16 protein-coding genes are annotated in these 14,928 nt (G+C 60.6%); 8 read left to right on the forward strand and 8 right to left on the reverse strand.

Going from position 1 to position 14,928, the window contains the following annotated elements:
* Positions 1-90: 90 nt before the first annotated feature.
* Entirely contained in the window at positions 91-1,308 is a 1,218-nt protein-coding gene (arcA, locus tag LQE90_RS12095) for an arginine deiminase (protein ID WP_114567318.1), read from the reverse strand.
* A 379-nt stretch (positions 1,309-1,687) separates the two neighbouring features.
* On the opposite strand from arcA, the gene LQE90_RS12100 reads away from it, so the two are divergent.
* The 3 genes from LQE90_RS12100 (at position 1,688) to LQE90_RS12110 (ending at position 5,612) form a co-directional block, all read left to right on the forward strand.
* The gene (locus tag LQE90_RS12100) at positions 1,688-2,653 is read left to right on the forward strand and encodes a helix-turn-helix transcriptional regulator (protein WP_114567338.1); all 966 of its coding nucleotides are present in this window, start codon (positions 1,688-1,690) and stop codon (positions 2,651-2,653) included.
* A gap of 268 nt (positions 2,654-2,921) precedes the next feature.
* Positions 2,922-4,172 (forward strand): Nramp family divalent metal transporter, encoded by a 1,251-nt coding sequence (locus LQE90_RS12105; RefSeq protein ID WP_114567317.1) that lies wholly within the window; start codon positions 2,922-2,924, stop codon positions 4,170-4,172.
* Between the two features lie 663 nt (positions 4,173-4,835).
* The gene (locus LQE90_RS12110; RefSeq protein ID WP_114567316.1) at positions 4,836-5,612 is read left to right on the forward strand and encodes a carboxymuconolactone decarboxylase family protein; all 777 of its coding nucleotides are present in this window, start codon (positions 4,836-4,838) and stop codon (positions 5,610-5,612) included.
* Positions 5,613-5,872: 260 nt separating this feature from the next.
* On the opposite strand, the gene LQE90_RS12115 is transcribed toward LQE90_RS12110, so the two are convergent.
* Positions 5,873-6,157 (reverse strand): hypothetical protein, encoded by a 285-nt coding sequence (locus LQE90_RS12115; protein ID WP_147269873.1) that lies wholly within the window; start codon positions 6,155-6,157, stop codon positions 5,873-5,875.
* Here LQE90_RS12115 and yedE point away from each other — a divergent pair.
* Genes yedE through LQE90_RS12130 form a run of 3 tightly spaced genes read left to right on the forward strand, consistent with a single transcriptional unit; the run spans position 6,140 to position 7,777 of the window.
* Entirely contained in the window at positions 6,140-7,303 is a 1,164-nt protein-coding gene (gene yedE, locus LQE90_RS12120; protein WP_216529975.1) for a YedE family putative selenium transporter, read from the forward strand. The two genes, LQE90_RS12115 and yedE, sit on opposite strands and share 18 nt — an antisense overlap.
* Before the next feature lie 17 nt (positions 7,304-7,320).
* Positions 7,321-7,527 (forward strand): sulfurtransferase TusA family protein, encoded by a 207-nt coding sequence (locus tag LQE90_RS12125; protein ID WP_114567314.1) that lies wholly within the window; start codon positions 7,321-7,323, stop codon positions 7,525-7,527.
* Between the two features lie 13 nt (positions 7,528-7,540).
* Entirely contained in the window at positions 7,541-7,777 is a 237-nt protein-coding gene (locus LQE90_RS12130; RefSeq protein WP_114567313.1) for a putative Se/S carrier protein, read from the forward strand.
* Positions 7,778-7,857: 80 nt separating this feature from the next.
* On the opposite strand, the gene LQE90_RS12135 is transcribed toward LQE90_RS12130, so the two are convergent.
* The 6 genes from LQE90_RS12135 to pxpB all read right to left on the reverse strand — a co-directional run bounded on the left by LQE90_RS12135 (position 7,858) and on the right by pxpB (position 13,338).
* A complete protein-coding gene (locus tag LQE90_RS12135) occupies positions 7,858-8,622 on the reverse strand; it encodes a LamB/YcsF family protein (protein WP_216529976.1) in 765 nt (254 codons plus the stop codon).
* Positions 8,623-8,634: 12 nt separating this feature from the next.
* Entirely contained in the window at positions 8,635-9,474 is an 840-nt protein-coding gene (locus tag LQE90_RS12140; protein WP_216529977.1) for a putative hydro-lyase, read from the reverse strand.
* A gap of 99 nt (positions 9,475-9,573) precedes the next feature.
* Positions 9,574-10,923 carry an acetyl-CoA carboxylase biotin carboxylase subunit gene (accC, locus tag LQE90_RS12145; protein WP_114567310.1) on the reverse strand — a complete coding sequence of 450 codons (1,350 nt, stop codon included), beginning with the start codon at positions 10,921-10,923 and terminating at the stop codon, positions 9,574-9,576.
* A 12-nt stretch (positions 10,924-10,935) separates the two neighbouring features.
* Positions 10,936-11,406, reverse strand: a complete 471-nt coding sequence (gene accB / locus LQE90_RS12150; RefSeq protein ID WP_114567309.1) for an acetyl-CoA carboxylase biotin carboxyl carrier protein — start codon at positions 11,404-11,406, stop codon at positions 10,936-10,938.
* Between the two features lie 26 nt (positions 11,407-11,432).
* Positions 11,433-12,608 carry a 5-oxoprolinase subunit C family protein gene (locus tag LQE90_RS12155; RefSeq protein ID WP_216529978.1) on the reverse strand — a complete coding sequence of 392 codons (1,176 nt, stop codon included), beginning with the start codon at positions 12,606-12,608 and terminating at the stop codon, positions 11,433-11,435.
* Position 12,609: 1 nt separating this feature from the next.
* Entirely contained in the window at positions 12,610-13,338 is a 729-nt protein-coding gene (gene pxpB / locus LQE90_RS12160; RefSeq protein ID WP_216529979.1) for a 5-oxoprolinase subunit PxpB, read from the reverse strand.
* Between the two features lie 76 nt (positions 13,339-13,414).
* Between pxpB and LQE90_RS12165 the strand changes: the two genes are divergently transcribed.
* Both LQE90_RS12165 and LQE90_RS12170 read left to right on the forward strand, forming a co-directional pair.
* Positions 13,415-14,128 (forward strand): sulfite exporter TauE/SafE family protein, encoded by a 714-nt coding sequence (locus tag LQE90_RS12165; RefSeq protein ID WP_114567306.1) that lies wholly within the window; start codon positions 13,415-13,417, stop codon positions 14,126-14,128.
* A gap of 63 nt (positions 14,129-14,191) precedes the next feature.
* The gene (locus LQE90_RS12170) at positions 14,192-14,635 is read left to right on the forward strand and encodes a universal stress protein (protein ID WP_216529980.1); all 444 of its coding nucleotides are present in this window, start codon (positions 14,192-14,194) and stop codon (positions 14,633-14,635) included.
* Positions 14,636-14,928 lie beyond the last annotated feature (293 nt).

The following is a 14,928-nucleotide window of genomic DNA, read 5'->3' on the forward strand; positions in this document are numbered from 1 at the left end:
TCGTCCGGGGGGGGGGTACCTGTGCCCTGCATACATCAGCCCCGGTTCTCGTTCGCGTGTGGGGACCGGGGCTGATGGAGGGGGTGAAGATTAGTCTTCGCGCCAGATGGGCATGCTCATGCAACGCGGGCCGCCACGGCCGCGGGACAGCTCGGCGGAAGGCACGACGACCAGGTTGAGGCCCTTGTCCTCAAGCACCTTGTTCGTCACGTCGTTGCGCTCGTACACCACGATGGTGCCCGGAGCGATGCACAGCGTGTTCGAGCCGTCGTTCCACTGCTCGCGCTCGGCCGCGATGCGGTCACCGCCGCCGCAGGGGATGAGCTCCACGGGGCAGCCGACGTACTTCTCGAGGATGGCCTCGAGCGTGTCGTTCATCTCGCGGACCTTGATGCCGTCGCCCTCGGGGGTGATCTCGAACACGGTCAGCGGGCCCATGATGCCCGGATGGATGGTGAACTTGTCCACGTCGATCTGGGTGAACACCGTGTCGAGGTGCATCATGGCGCGGTTGTTCGGGATGTTGAACGCCAGGATGGTCTCGACGGGGCTGGTCTCGTCATGGAAGATGTTCTTAGCGATCTGGTCGATGGCGTCGGGCTCCGTACGCTGGGAGATGCCGATGGCCAGAACCTTATCGTTGATGTTGAGAATGTCGCCGCCCTCGATGTGGAACGTGTTGTAGCGGCTGTAGTACTCGGGGGTGCCCTTCAGCATGGGATGGTACTTGAAGATGTACTCGCCGTAGATGGTCTCGCGGTTGCGCGTCTCGGAGTACATGCGGTTGATGGACACGCCGTTGCCGATCATCGCGAACGGGTCGCGGGTGAAGTACAGGTTCGGCATGGGCTTGACGACCATCTTGGAAGACTCGGAAACCAGGTCAACCAGGGAGTTCGACTTGTCGGTGTGCAGCTCGGTCAGGTTGATGCCCTCCATCGTCTTCAGGACGAAGTCCTTGGCATCGGGGTAGTTCTCCTGCAGGTAGTCGAAGATGATCTTCTGGTAGCGCTCCGTGCGGATGCCGGCCTCTTCGATCCACTGCTTCAGGAACTGCTCGCGCAGCGCGGGGTCGGCCTCCAGAACCTCGGCCATAAGATCTTCGAGGTAGAACACTTCAACGCCGTTGTCGCGCAGAGCCTGCGCGAAGGCGTCGTGCTCCTCCTGGGCGACCTTCAAGAACGGGATGTCGTCGAACAGCAGCTCTTCGAGCGTGTTCGGCGTCAGGTTCAGAAGCTCTTTACCCGGGCGGTGCAGCAGGACTTGCTTCAAAGGCTTGATTTCGCTTTTGACGTTTACTCCAGCCATTGCAACCCTCCTTCTTCCTTTCGTCGGGCCCCGGCGTCTTGCCGGGGCCTGCCGTGCCTCACGTGAGGCTATCTTCGCCAAGTTCGCGCCTCGGCGGCGATACCTCGGCGCGTTGGCTCCACCATGCGCCCTGGAGGTTGTGAAGAAAAGATGTAAAAGGGGTGTATCGATAGATGGATAGAGGGTGTACTCGTGCTGCAAGCCGCCCTACACCTTCGATAAACCCCAGGTGATCGCTTGATTAATATATCCTGACCATTTTTCTTCCTAAGGTTGCCAAAGAGAGGGTAATGCCGTCCTAAACGCAAGGCGTTGCTGTATCATGGGAGCTGGTTCCCGACAATGCGAGAGAACTGAACGGAAGGGAAGGTAGTTGCCTGTGGGTCTCGTGCTCTTCCATGTCACCCTTATTGTGTTGTTGATATCGATCCTTGCTTCGGCCATGTGTCTTTCGGCGTACTTGGTTTCGCGCAAGCGGTTGATGCTGTTCGCCTTTTTCGCGTTTCTGTTCTATTTCTTCGACGTCGCGTTCGTCTTTCAGGACGAGTTTGTCTCGTATGTCCTTGGCTCCGAGCAGGGTCAAATCTATCTAGTTATACGATCACTGACCAATGTTATTACGGGCGGCGGGTTCCTTGTCTCGTTTTGGTTTTTGGTATGCGACTACCTGGGGGAAACAAGGCGCGCGCTTTTGGTGGCTCCGGGGGTTGTGTTCGCGGTGATGAGCGTGGCGGTGCTGGTGGCGCTGCCCGAGGGCGACTTGCAGCGTTTCTTGTTCTACGGCATGCGCGAGCTGTTCGTGTTCTGGATGCTGCTGTTCACGGGGTTTCGCTACTTCTCGTCGAAGGACGATGTCGAGCGCAGCCGCCTGTGGAAGCATCGGTGGCTGTACGTGATGGTGGCGGTTCTGAACACGGCCGTGCTGTTGGAGGACATGACCTTCTTCATGCTGCTGAACGAGCCTGTGATTCAGCTGGGCCCCATCACGTTTTCGGCTGAGCGCAACTATGCGGAAGAGGCGTTGCTGATGAGCTGCGCGTTCTTTGCAGGAAGGGATGCGCGCCGGGTTTTGCAGCTTCGCTTCGATCGTCCGCCGATGCGCGGCGATCAGCGGCAAGACGAGCAGATCAGCGAGAACCTTATGCTGTACGCGAAGCGCCATCAGCTTTCCGAGCGCGAGAGCGAGGTCCTACACCTGGTGTTGCTGGGGAAGGACAACCAGAACATCGCGTCCACGATGCACGTGGCGCTGAGCACGGTGAAGGTGCACGTGCACAACATCTTGCAGAAAACGGGCCGCACCAACCGCCAAGATTTGATCCAGGATTTCTGGAAGACGTCGTAGGGCGAGACGGCAGCGGTGGGTTGATTCGGCGACTCGTTTTGGGCGGCTGACCTGAAAACGGGCCGGCAATCACGCTTTTCCGTCTCATGCCGATTGCCTTGCCCGCGTGCCGCTTCGCTGTATACTCGCACGCTTTAATCTGCTAAAGTAAATCGGTCATTATGCCAGTTGCAGGCCTAGAAGGCCCGTAATGGAATCGGACGTGCCGGGGGGACGGCATGTCTGCTGCAGGCATATCGTTGCTTTAAGGGCTAAGAAAGGAGTGGGTATGAGCAGTACGCTGGTTCAGAAGTTCAAGAACGTCGGCCCGGGCGCACTGGTTGCCGCCGGCTTTATCGGTCCCGGCACGGTTACGACGTGCACGGTTTCCGGAGCAAGCTATGGCTACACCATGCTGTGGGCACTGCTGTTCGCCACCGTTGCGACCATTATCTTCCAGGAGATGGCGTCGCGCGTTGGTATTGTTTCGGGTAAGGGTTTGGGTGAAAACATCCGCGATCGTATTCCGAACAAGATTTTGATGTGGATTGCGATCGTGATTGTTATCATCGCCATTTTCGTGGGCAACATTGCTTACGAAACGGGCAACATCACGGGCGGTATTTTGGGCATTCAGGCTGTTGCGCCTGATGTTCCGATGATCCCCATCGTTGTGGTTCTGGGTATTTTGGCGTTCGCCGCCATGTGGATCGGCTCGTACAAGGTGGTCGAGGTCATCCTCACGGCTATCGTCGTGTTCATGGGCGTCGTGTTCTTTGTGACGGCCCTTGCTTCCAGCCCGGATTGGGGCGCCATTGCGACGGGCCTGTTCGTCCCCACGCTTCCGGAAGAAGGCTCGAAGGGCATCCTGACGGCAGTGGGCCTGATTGGGACCACCATCGTGCCGTACAACCTGTTCTTGCACGCGTCCGGCGCTTCCGAGCGCTTCAAGGATCCGGAGCAGGTATCCGACGCTCGTTTCGACACCGTTTTGAGCATCGGCCTGGGTGGCATCATCTCCATGGCGATTCTGATTTGCGCCGCCGCGAACATCTACGGCACCGAGGCAACCGTGGCCAACGGCAAGGACATGGCGCTTGCGCTGCAGCCTTTGCTCGGCTCGTGGGCTACGTGGATGATCGGCCTGGGCCTGCTGGCCGCCGGCTTCTCCAGCGCCATCACGGCTTCGTTCTCTGCTGCGTATGCGGTGAACGGCGTTCTGGGTTGGAAGAAGACGACCAAGGATATCCGCTTCAAGGCTATCTGGATTATTGTTCTGGTGGCTGGTTGCTGCATGGCCATCGTGCTGGGCAAGAGCCCGACCGAGCTTATCCTGGTTGCGCAGGCCGCAAACGCCATTCTGCTTCCCATCATGGCGTTCTTCGTGCTGTACTGCGCTAACGGCAAGGATCTGGGCAAGTGGAAGAACCACGTGTTCGCGAACTGCGCGGGCGTGGTCATCATCGTCATCACGCTGTTCATGTGCTATCGCAACATGTCGAGTTTCTTGGCGTCGCTTCAGAAGCTTATCGGCGGCTAACGCCTTCCCCTGTTGCTTGAGTTACGCGCGCCCGCCCTCTTGGCGGGCGCGTTGCGTTTTCGGGCTCGCGACCTGCTCTGGGCGTGAGGCGCACGGGAAGAACGCTGCTCGTTATGCGGTCGCGCGCCGGGCTCGATGCGTGCGGTGCAGGCTTTGGCGCGAAATTGCGGGTCTGCGCTCTCGGCCAAGAGCCTTCGGCAACCGTCGAATTCGTTGCGTTTCGATGACCTGGCATGTTGATGCAAGTGCTCAAAACAACTGCGGCTGATGGGTCGGTTGGGGAGCGCAGACCCGCAATTTCGCGCCAAGTTTTGCGTCGTGGGCTGTCGAACTGTTGCCGAAGCGGCCCCGGATGGCCCGCTTCGCGTGGTTCCGCCGGCGCTTTCGGGGATTTTCGGCGTTGGGGGGCTTCTGCCTCGCTCGGACGCGAGCGAGACGCCTCGAAACGCAGCCGACCGGACGACGCTGGTTTCGGCCTGTCGCCGTGCAAGGATTGGCGCGCGGGTTCGCCCGGGTTCGTCAAGGTGCTTTTCCCAGATGGTGCATGCGCCCCTATGGCATTGGTATGTTTCGTTTTGGATAACAGTTGACCAAGCCCTCTTTCGGCAGGGTATTATGAGCGCGAAACAAGAGCATAGTGTCTCAACGACCGAAGGAGCAAGTATGGAATCGAACATCGTCGAGCAAGCGCACGCTTACCGCAACCGTCTTTTCCCTGGATTCGACTCGCCGTTTTCCGTCACCGACCCGGAGTTTCAGGAGCGTTTCGACGCATTCGCTTTCGGAGAGGTTCCGGCAAGCGACAACCTTGACGACAAGACAAGGCTGATGGCTATTCTGGCGGCGCTTGTGGGGTGCCGGGGCATCGAGGCTTTTCAGGCTATGGCCAAGGGTGCGTTTAACGTGGGAGTTACCCCTGTTGAGGTGAAGGAAATCGTCTACCAGGCTGTTCCGTATCTGGGGCTTGGGTGCGCGCTTCCGTTTTTGCATGCGACCAACGAACTGCTGGAGCATCGTCTGGTTTCCCTGCCGCTTGAGGGCCAGGCTACAACCACGATGGCTACGCGTGCGGAAGCTGGCGCCAAGAAGAAGGCCGAGTTGTTCGGGGCTGATGCGGTAGGAACGGTTGCGTCGGGATATGCGGATGCGGCTCGCATCGACGGCTGGGTGGAATCCCATTGCTTCGGAGATTGCTATACGCGCACCGGTCTTGACGATGCTCAGCGCGAGATGGTCGCCTTTTGCTTTCTTGCTGCGCAAGGGGGCCATGACGAGCAGTTGACCGGTCACGCGCGAGCCAACATGCGTTTGGGGAACGACGCAGGGTTCCTGGTCAGCGTCCTGGCGCAATGCGTTCCCTACATCGGATACCCGCTTGTTCTGGATGCGCTTCGCTGCGTGGAACGCGCTGCTGGCACGTTTGAGGATGCTGACGCGTAGGTTTCGTATTGTGCGGGAGCGCGAAGTGCGCATTCCCGCTAACTTTGGCTGCGAAATAGGTCGTTCTTGTTCGACCGGGCTGGCTTTCGACGGAGGCTTCGCGCTCTTTCTGCGCGGGGCCTCCGCTTGTTTGTTGGCGGCTAGGTCGGGCGCGGTCCTCAATGCCCCGCTGCTCGCAGCGTTGAGGCCGCTGATCCCAAATTCTTGCACCTCATCTCTTCGATCGCGTATAGTCTTGGTTGCCTTCTTGGACGGTCGGGCTATTCTGCCGGCTCGACCTTCTGCACCAAGAGCGGCTCATATATTGCTAATTGAATAGGCTTCGAGGGAAGCCGACGGGTCGCTTGTCTGCTGCGCCCCGTGCGTTCTGCACCGCTGCTTGCTGTCGAACAATCCGCACCTTCCAATGTAAGGGCGCGCTTTGCGCCGCCTTCGATTGGAAGCGTGCTGTCGCGCGGTTTTTCGCTTGCGTAGCGTTTGCGCGCAGGTCGAAACGGGTGCGCGGTTTTGAAGGGAAAGGTGTTGTTATGGATCTGCTGAATCAAAAGAAAGGCTTGCTTGCCGTGGGGGTGGTTGCAGGGGCCATGCTCGCGTTGCTTGCTTACTTCGGGAATCCGGCGAACATGGCCATGTGCGCGGCGTGTTTCATTCGCGATACGGCTGGCGCGTTGAAGCTGCACAGCGCATCCGTCGTGCAGTATTTCCGCCCCGAAGTGGTGGGCTTGGTGGTGGGCGCGTTCGTGATCGCCCTGGCCACGAAGGAGTACCGCTCCACCGCGGGGTCGTCCCCGATGATCCGTTTCGTTCTGGGGTTCATCATGATGATCGGCGCGCTGGTGTTTCTTGGCTGTCCGCTGCGCATGGTCATTCGCATGGCCGCGGGCGACCTGAACGCTTACGTGGGCCTGATCGGCTTGGTGTTGGGCATTGCGACGGGAACGCTGTTTCTGAAGAAGGGGTATTCGCTGGGGCGGGAGCGCGACACGAACAAGTCCGCGGGCGCCGTGCTTCCCCTTGTGCTGGCCGCGCTGATGATCATCGGGTTGACCGCGGGCGTGTTCGCCGCCAGCGAGACGGGGCCCGGCAGCAAGCACGCCCCCGTGCTCATCGCGCTGGCTGCTTCGCTTGTTGTGGGCATGTTGGCGCAGAAGGCGCGCATTTGCTTTGCGGGCGGTGTGCGCAACGTCATGCTCATGCGGGATTTCGACCTGCTGCTTCCCATTGCGGGATTGTTTGTGATCATGCTTGTATACAACCTGGTCACAGGCAATTTCAAGCTTAGTTTCGAGGGTCAGCCCATCGCTCATTCCCAGCATCTGTGGAATATTCTGGGCCTGTATGCCGTTGGATTCGCGGCGGTGCTCGCCGGCGGTTGCCCGCTGCGCCAGATGACGCTGGCGGGTCAGGGGTCATGCGATGCCGCCGTCACGTTTTTGGGCATGCTGATCGGCGCGACGTTCGCCCACAACTTCGGCTTGGCTGGCGCGGCGGCTTCGGCGGCTACGGCGGAAGCCGCAGCTGTGGCGGGCGGTCCTGCGCTGGCGGGGCAGATCGTGCTGGTAGGGTGCATTGCCGTGCTGTTCGTGATTGGCACGGTCAACCTGCGCAGCAAACAGAAGAGCGCAGGCATTGCGGCGGCGTCGTCGGCATCGGCAAGCGTTGAGGACGCATCCGCCGCAGCGGCGAACTAGACACGAAGGGAGCAACTATGATCGAAGTGGACGCGCGGGGCCTTTCGTGCCCGGAACCGGTGATGATGGCCATGCAAGCCGTGAAAGCGCACTCCGGGCAATCGGTTCGCGTGCTGGTGAGCACGGCTATCGCGCGCGACAACGTGATGGCAATGGCGCGCAGGAAAAAGAAGACGGCCGCGGTCGAGCAGATCGGCGACGATTTCGCCATCGTGATCGAGTGACGGCGAGGTTGGCATGCGGACGAAATCCCCGGTTCTTGTGGTTGCGTTCGGAACCACGACGGATGCGATGGCGATGGAGCAAGCGGGAAGGCGACGCGGTTTGCAGGGTCGGTTGATTCCCATACCGCGCCAGCTATCTGCGGGCTGCGGTCTGGCCTGGCGGGAGCCCGCATGCAACGGTCAGGCGCTGCGCCACGTGCTGGAGGCCGAGCGCATAGATTTCGACGGCCTGCATAGCATGGAGCTGTAGGGCTGTGGCCGCAAGTCGGCGTTGATGCATCAGGGGAGGTCGCGATTGATTCGCATCCTCCCCTGATTCGCTTTGCCGTGTTATTGCGCGCCGACCGGCTTGATGACGATGCCGTCCTCTTCGAGCGCGCTGCGCGTGCGGCTGACGAACGCGAGGGCGGTGGGGGAGTCTCCGTGCACGCAGATGGTGTCGGGGTGCAGATCGATCAGCTTTCCCGTTACCGAAAGGATGGCCCCGTCTCGAATGGCGTTCTTCACGCGCTCGATAGCCTGCTCTTCATCGCGAATGAGCGCAGCGGGATCGTTGCGGTTGACCAGCTTGCCCTCGTCGGTGTAGTTGCGGTCGGTGAAGAACTCTTCGGCCGTGATCAGCCCTTGCTTGCGGCCCGCGTCAACGAGCGCGCTGTTCGCCAGCCCGATCAGAACCAGGTTCGGATTCACGTCGAAGACCGCTTGCGCCAGCGCGGCAGCTAAGTCGGGGTTGATGGCCGCATGATTGTAGAGCTGCCCGTGCGGTTTGACGTGCGCAAGCTGCACGCCTTGCGCCTGGCAGAACGCTTGAAGCGCGCCGATTTGGTACACCATGTACGCGTACGCCTCGTCGGGCGACAGGTTCATGTCGCGGCGACCGAAACCTTGCAGATCGGGGTAGCCCGGATGCGCGCCGATGGCGATGCCGGCGTCCTTTGCCATGCCGACCGTCTTGCGCATGACCATCGGGTCGCCTGCATGCTGTCCGCACGCGACGTTCGCGCTTGAAACAAGCGGAATGATCTGGTCGTCCAGTCCCAGCGTGTAGCGTCCGAAGCTTTCGCCCAGGTCGCTGTTGAGGTCGATTCGGTACATAAGCCTGCCTTCTTACTCTTTCAGGTCGATGTTCTTCGTGTCGGTGATCAGCATGCAGCCCGGTGCGTGCGTGATGGCGAAAGGCGGCTTGCTGTTCATCACGATGGACTGAGGCGTGACGCCGCATGCCCAGAACACGGGAACTTCGCCCTCGCGGATTTCCACCGGATCGCCGAACTCGGGGCGCATGATGTCGTTCACGCCGATGGCGGTGGGGTCGCCGATGTGGATGGGCGCGCCGTGCACTTTCGGGATGGCGCCGGAGATCTGCACCGCCTTCACCACCTGGTTGTAGGGGATGGGGCGCATCGACATGACCATGTTGCCGGACATGCTGCCGGCGGGCGTGCACGGCACGCCGGTCAGGTACATGGGCACGTTGCAGCCCATGGTGTTGTGCCGAATCTCGATGCCGGCCTCGATGAGCTCGCTTTCGAACGAGAACGAGCAGCCGATGACGAACGACACCAGATCGTCGCGCCAGTAATCCTGGACGTTCTCCACTTCGGCCACCAGCTTGCCGTGTTCGTAGATGCGGTAGCGCGGGAAGTCGGTGGCGATGTCGCAGTCGGTGGCGCAGATGGTGGCCTCGCGCGCACCCACCTCGGTCACTTCGAGAAGCGGGCACGGCTTGGGGTTGCGCTGCGCGAACAGCAGGAAGTCGTAAGCTTGCTCTTTCGGCAGCACGATGAGGTTCGCCTGCGCGTATCCGGGGCATAGACCGCTGGTCGGCGCTGTGAACTGACCGGTTCGGATGAGGCGCCGCGCTTCAACGGGCGATGCGGCAAGCATCTGCGCCCAAACGTCCTCGGCAACGCCTTCGGGTTTGGCGGGTTGCGGAGCATTCAGCATGGTAGAACTCCCTTCTTGGTAGCTGCGGTCTTGTCCAAGATGACGAAAGAGCTTCTCGATTTCGCGTTCGACGTTGCTAAACGAAGCTCCGTCCGTGAATCAAACCTCGCCCTTCATGAAGCGCTCGATGAAGCTGGTGTCGGCCGTGCCGGCGGCGAACGTCTCGTTCTCCATGATGGCGTACTGGAAGTCCAGGTTCGTCTTCACGCCCACGACCACCATTTCCTCAAGGGCGGTGCGCATTTTGGCGATGGCTTCGGTGCGGTCGCGTCCGTGCACGATAATTTTCGCGATCATCGAATCGTAGTAGGGCGACACGTCGTAGCCGTCGTACGCCGCCGTGTCCACGCGCACGCCGTTGCCGCCGGGCAGGTGCATCTGCGATATGACGCCGGGGGAAGGCAGGAAGCCGCGCTCGGGTTCCTCGGCGTTCACGCGGCACTCGATGGCGTGCCCGCGATAGGTGATGTCGTCCTGCGTGAACGTGAGCGGGTCGCCCGCCGCCACGCGAATCATCTCCTGCACCAGGTCGGTCCCCGTGACCATTTCGGTTACGGGATGCTCCACCTGAATGCGCGTGTTCATTTCCATGAAGTAGTAATTCAGCTGGTCATCCAGCAAAAATTCGATGGTGCCCGCCGACGAGTACCCCACGGCTTGCGCGGCGCGCACTGCTGCGGCCAGCATTTCGCTGCGGACCTCGTCCGTCATAACGGGCGAAGGGCTTTCCTCGATCATCTTTTGGTGATTGCGCTGCACGGAGCAATCACGCTCTCCCAGCGCCACCACGGTGCCGTGCGTATCGGCGATCACCTGCACCTCGACATGCCGCGGGTTCATGACGCAGCGCTCCAGGTACATGGTGTTGTCCCCGAACGCGCCCACGCTCTCGCGCTGTGCGATGTTGAACTGCTCGGCGAAGTCCGTTTCGGACAAGCTGACGCGCATGCCCTTCCCGCCGCCGCCCGACGATGCCTTGATCATGATGGGCCAGCCAATTTCGCGGGCTATGACCAGGGCTTCTTCCGGGTGGTGCACCGGTTCCTTCGTTCCGGGGACCACCGGGACGCCCGCTTCCATCATGGTCTTGCGCGCTTGGCTTTTATTGCCCATGCGGTCGATGACCTCGGGGGCCGGGCCTATGAACACGATGTCGTTTTCGCGGCAGAGCTTGGCGAACGTGGAGTTTTCGGACAGGAATCCGTAGCCCGGGTGGATGGCTTGCGCGCCCGTGCCTTTCGCCGCCGACAGGATGGCCGCGATGTTCAGGTAAGAGTCGCGCGCGGCCGGCGGGCCGATGCACACGCTCTCGTCGGCAAGGTACACGTGAAGCGAGTGCTTGTCGGCGGTGGAGTACACGGCCACTGTCTTGATGCCCATGGCACGGCATGCGCGGATGATGCGAACCGCGATCTCGCCGCGGTTGGCGATGAGGATCTTCTCGAACATGAGCGGGCCGCCTTAGGCGTGGTCGCCGGTGGCGATGCGGAACAGCGGCTGATCGTATTCAACTTGGGAGCCGTTTGCGGCAAGCACTTCCATCACGATGCCGGGTGCGGGCGTGGTGATCTCGTTCATCATCTTCATGGCCTCGACGATGGCCAGCGTTTGGCCGGACAGCACTTCCTGGCCCACCTTCACGAACGGATCCTCGTCCGGGCTGGGGGCAAGGTAGAACATGCCCACCATGGGGCTGCGCACCAGGATGGAATGATCGTCGTCGCTGGCATCCACGGCTGCGGCTTCGTGGCTTTCGGTTTTTCCGGCCAACAGGGCGCTGACGCGATCGGCCATGAGCGGCAAAGCGGTGGACGAGAGCGGCCCGTGGTTGCGCTCGAGCTCGATCTTCAGGTCGCCGTCGTCAACGCGCAGGGCCGTGAGCTCGGCCTTGTCCATAATGGCGATCAGCTCTTCGATGGCTTTCGTGTTCATGACGTCTCCTCGTATCTCTCGTTCGCTCATACCGTCGTGCGGTGGGCGGTGGTTTCCGGTGTTGCGATCTTCTCGTCGTTCGACGTGCGTACGGTTCCTAAAACGTTGCGGTTTCCGACGCGTTCAGCGCGATCGGCGCGGTCGATCCACAAGGTGTCGGCCTGCGATTTGCGCGCTTGCTCTTCCAAGATGGGGGTAAGCCTCCGCGCCGTTCGACGGGGCGATATGCCGTCGGCGCTTGGTCGGCGCACCTTGAGTGCCAGCGCTTCGAACAGGTGGGCTTCGTCGCGCAGCAAGCGCTGCGCTTCCTGGACGGAGATGGGCTCGAAGCGGATTTTGCGTCCCGGGGGTCGCTGCACGAGCCGGGGTATGTCCACCGTGGCCACCGTGCCTATTTTGGCGTATCCGCCGGTGGTCTGCCGGTCGGCCAACATGATGATGGGCCTGCCGTGCGACGGAACCTGCACGGCGCCAAGGGCGATGCCGTCGGACACGATGTCCGAGCCGTGCTTCGTCTTGATAACGGGACCGTCCAGGCGGTAGCCCATGCGGTCACATTTCGTCGTGGTGGTGAACGGCTGGCTGTAAAAGGTTTCGATTCCTTCGTCGGCAAACATATCCTCTTGCGGTCCGGGCACCACGCGTACCACGATTTCGTCTTGATCGAACTGGTAGAACTCGTCATCGTTGTCGATGCGATGGGACCCGAGGTTCGGCAGGAAGTCCACGCTTTTCGTGGTGAAGGGCAGGTAGTCCCCGGTAGTCAGCGCGCCTCCGCGCCATCCGCCCAGCTCGCACTTGAGATTGGTCGAGCGGCTGCCCATGATCTCAGGTACGCGCACGCTTCCTCCGGCAATGGCCAGGTAGCCGTAGCAGCCGGTTCGGGGTGCTTTGAACCGCAGTATGGAGCCGCGACGCACCGTGATTGCCGCGTACATGGGAATCGGCTTGCTGTCCAACGTGGGGGAGAAATCGCCGCCTGTGATGGCTATGATTGAGTTCGTGGTGAAGCGCACCGTGGGGCCTGCGAGCGCGAACTCCAGCACGGGGGCGTCGGGGTCGTTTTCCACAAGCAGGTTGGCGATGGCGTATGCTCGGCGATCCATGACGCCGTTCGTGGCGAACCCGCTGCCTTGGTATCCGAAGCGGCCGTTGTCTTGAACGGTGGTGATGACGCCGGGTTTTTTCACGACAAGACCCATGTTACTCGCCTTCCACGAAAATGCCGTACGAGTACGTGCCGGCGGCGAGCCGTGCCTCTATGGCGGTGTACTCTTCGGGCGTTATGGGCACGAATCGCAGGTATTCTCCCGCAGCGTACAGAATGGGATCCTCGCGGTCGGGGTCGTAGGGACGCAGCGGCGTGCGGCCGATGATCTGCCAGCCGCCCGGCGAAGCCAGCGGGTAAATGCCCGTTTGAGCGCCGCCGATGCCCACGCTGCCCGGCTCGATGCGCGTACGGGGAACGGCTAGGCGCGGCGTGTGCAGGCGTTCGTCCAAGCCGCCCAAATAGGCGAAGCCAGGAAGAAAGCCCAGCATATCTATAAGGTAGTCGCGCCCGGTGTGTATGGCGATGACTTCTTCTTCGGACATGCCTGCATGCTCTGCCACATTTGCCAGGTCGGGGCCGAATTCCCCTCCGTAGCACACGGGGATGGGGACGATCTTACGCACGCTCAAATCAGCTTCTTCCACGTCGCGCAGCTTGCCCCGCAGCTTCGCGGAAAGCTCATCGAACGTAACGATCAAGGGGTTGTAGTACGCCATAAGCGAGCAAAACGTAGGCACCAGCTCGGTGACGCCCGCGATGGGGTCGGCCGTAAGGTTTTCCGCAGCCATGCGAATCTTGGCGCTGGTTTCCGCCGAAATCGTTTTTGCGAACTCGAGGTTAAGGGCCGAGTCTCCCGCGATGGTGATGGTGAATCCCGCCATGCTCGTCCATTCCTTGGCGTGTAGATGCTACACTGGTACGCTGGGTCGTTATGAATAAGGATTGATTGTAGCATATATGGAAAAAGCGCTCTTCTTGGCGGCGTTCTTCTTCGCCTACACCGTTCAGGCTATTACGGGATTCGCGGGCAATATCTTCGCGATGCCGGTGGGCACCACGCTGTTGGGGCTGCACTCCACCGTGGCGATTCTCAACGCCATGGGCTTTTTCGCGTGCGGGTTGCTGACCGTTTTGAACCTGAAGAGCGTGAACTGGCGCGAACTGGGCAAGATCATCGGCGTTATGGTGGTGTTCATGTTCGTGGGCATTTGGCTGGACACGCTTATGCCGCTTCACGTGCTGCTGAAGATATACGGCGTGGTTGTCATTGCGATCGGCCTGAAGAACCTGATTGTTCCCCAGCAGAAGTTCATGCCGGAGTGGGCCTTGTGGATTATCCTGGCGCTTGCGGGGCTTATTCAGGGCATGTTCGTGTCGGGCGGTGCGCTGCTGGTTATCTACGCCGTGCAGAAGCTGCGCGATCGTCAGCAGTTCCGCATCACGCTTTCGGCTACGTGGACGATCCTCAATCTCATCTATGCTGGCATTGCGTTTCAACAGGGGAATTTCACCGGGGACGTGTTGCAGATTATCGTGCTGTGCATCCCGTTGGCCGTGCTCGCCACCTTCTTGGGCAACAAGCTGCAAAAGAAAATCAGCCAGGAAAAGTTTCTCAAGCTTACGTACGTCATGCTGCTGTGCATAGGTGTCATCCTCCTGATAACTTCGTAGTTTCGCCGCCGAGTTGGAATTGGGTTACAATAAAGGCACGGCAACAGTAGGGAAGGAGCGGTCATGGCACAGCGGTACACGCGTATTTTTGCGGCGCTCGACGGGGCGTCGACGCAGGAGGCAGTGGCCCAGCGTGCAATAGCGCTCGCGGCGGACAACCACGCCGATCTGATGTTCGGTCATGTTATCGATTCGGTTCCGTACGAGGCTTCGGGCGTTGACTTCGAAGCGCTGTGCGTTGAGGGCAAGAAGCGCATCGAGGCTGATTTGGCCGATTTGCTGGCAGAGGCCCAGGCGAACGAGAACATCCCGTCGGTCGACTTGACCGTGCGCGCGGGACGCATTACCGACACGCTGGCGAAGCAGCTGATCGAGCCGGCAGACCCCGATCTGGTTATATGCGGAGAACGCGGCCTGTCCAACATCAAGTACGTGTTCGTGGGCAGCGTGTCCACGTTCCTGATTCGCAACATGCGTTGCGACGTTTTGGTGGTCAAGCAAGACTAGACTTGCTTGGGCTTGAGCGTGCGACGGCTCGGGCGTTGCTGCTTCGGCACGCGCTTGGAGCTTGCAGGTTGGGGCCGTGCGCGCTAGGTTGCGTGCGTGATGGGTTGCATCGTGTTTCAAGCGCCGTCCGTGTGGGCGGCGCTTTTGCTGGGATGCCAAGAACCCGAAACGTTTGGGGGGTGTTTCTATGGTTTTGTCAATTGCTTTTTCGGGATCGGGCCGTTTGATTCGGGCATGCTCGCGCAAACCCCGGCGGCAGGGCTCTTCTTCGGCGATTCGGCCGAGGACTAGGC

This window comes from Paraeggerthella hominis, assembly GCF_021044775.1.
Classification (GTDB): domain Bacteria; phylum Actinomycetota; class Coriobacteriia; order Coriobacteriales; family Eggerthellaceae; genus Paraeggerthella; species Paraeggerthella hominis.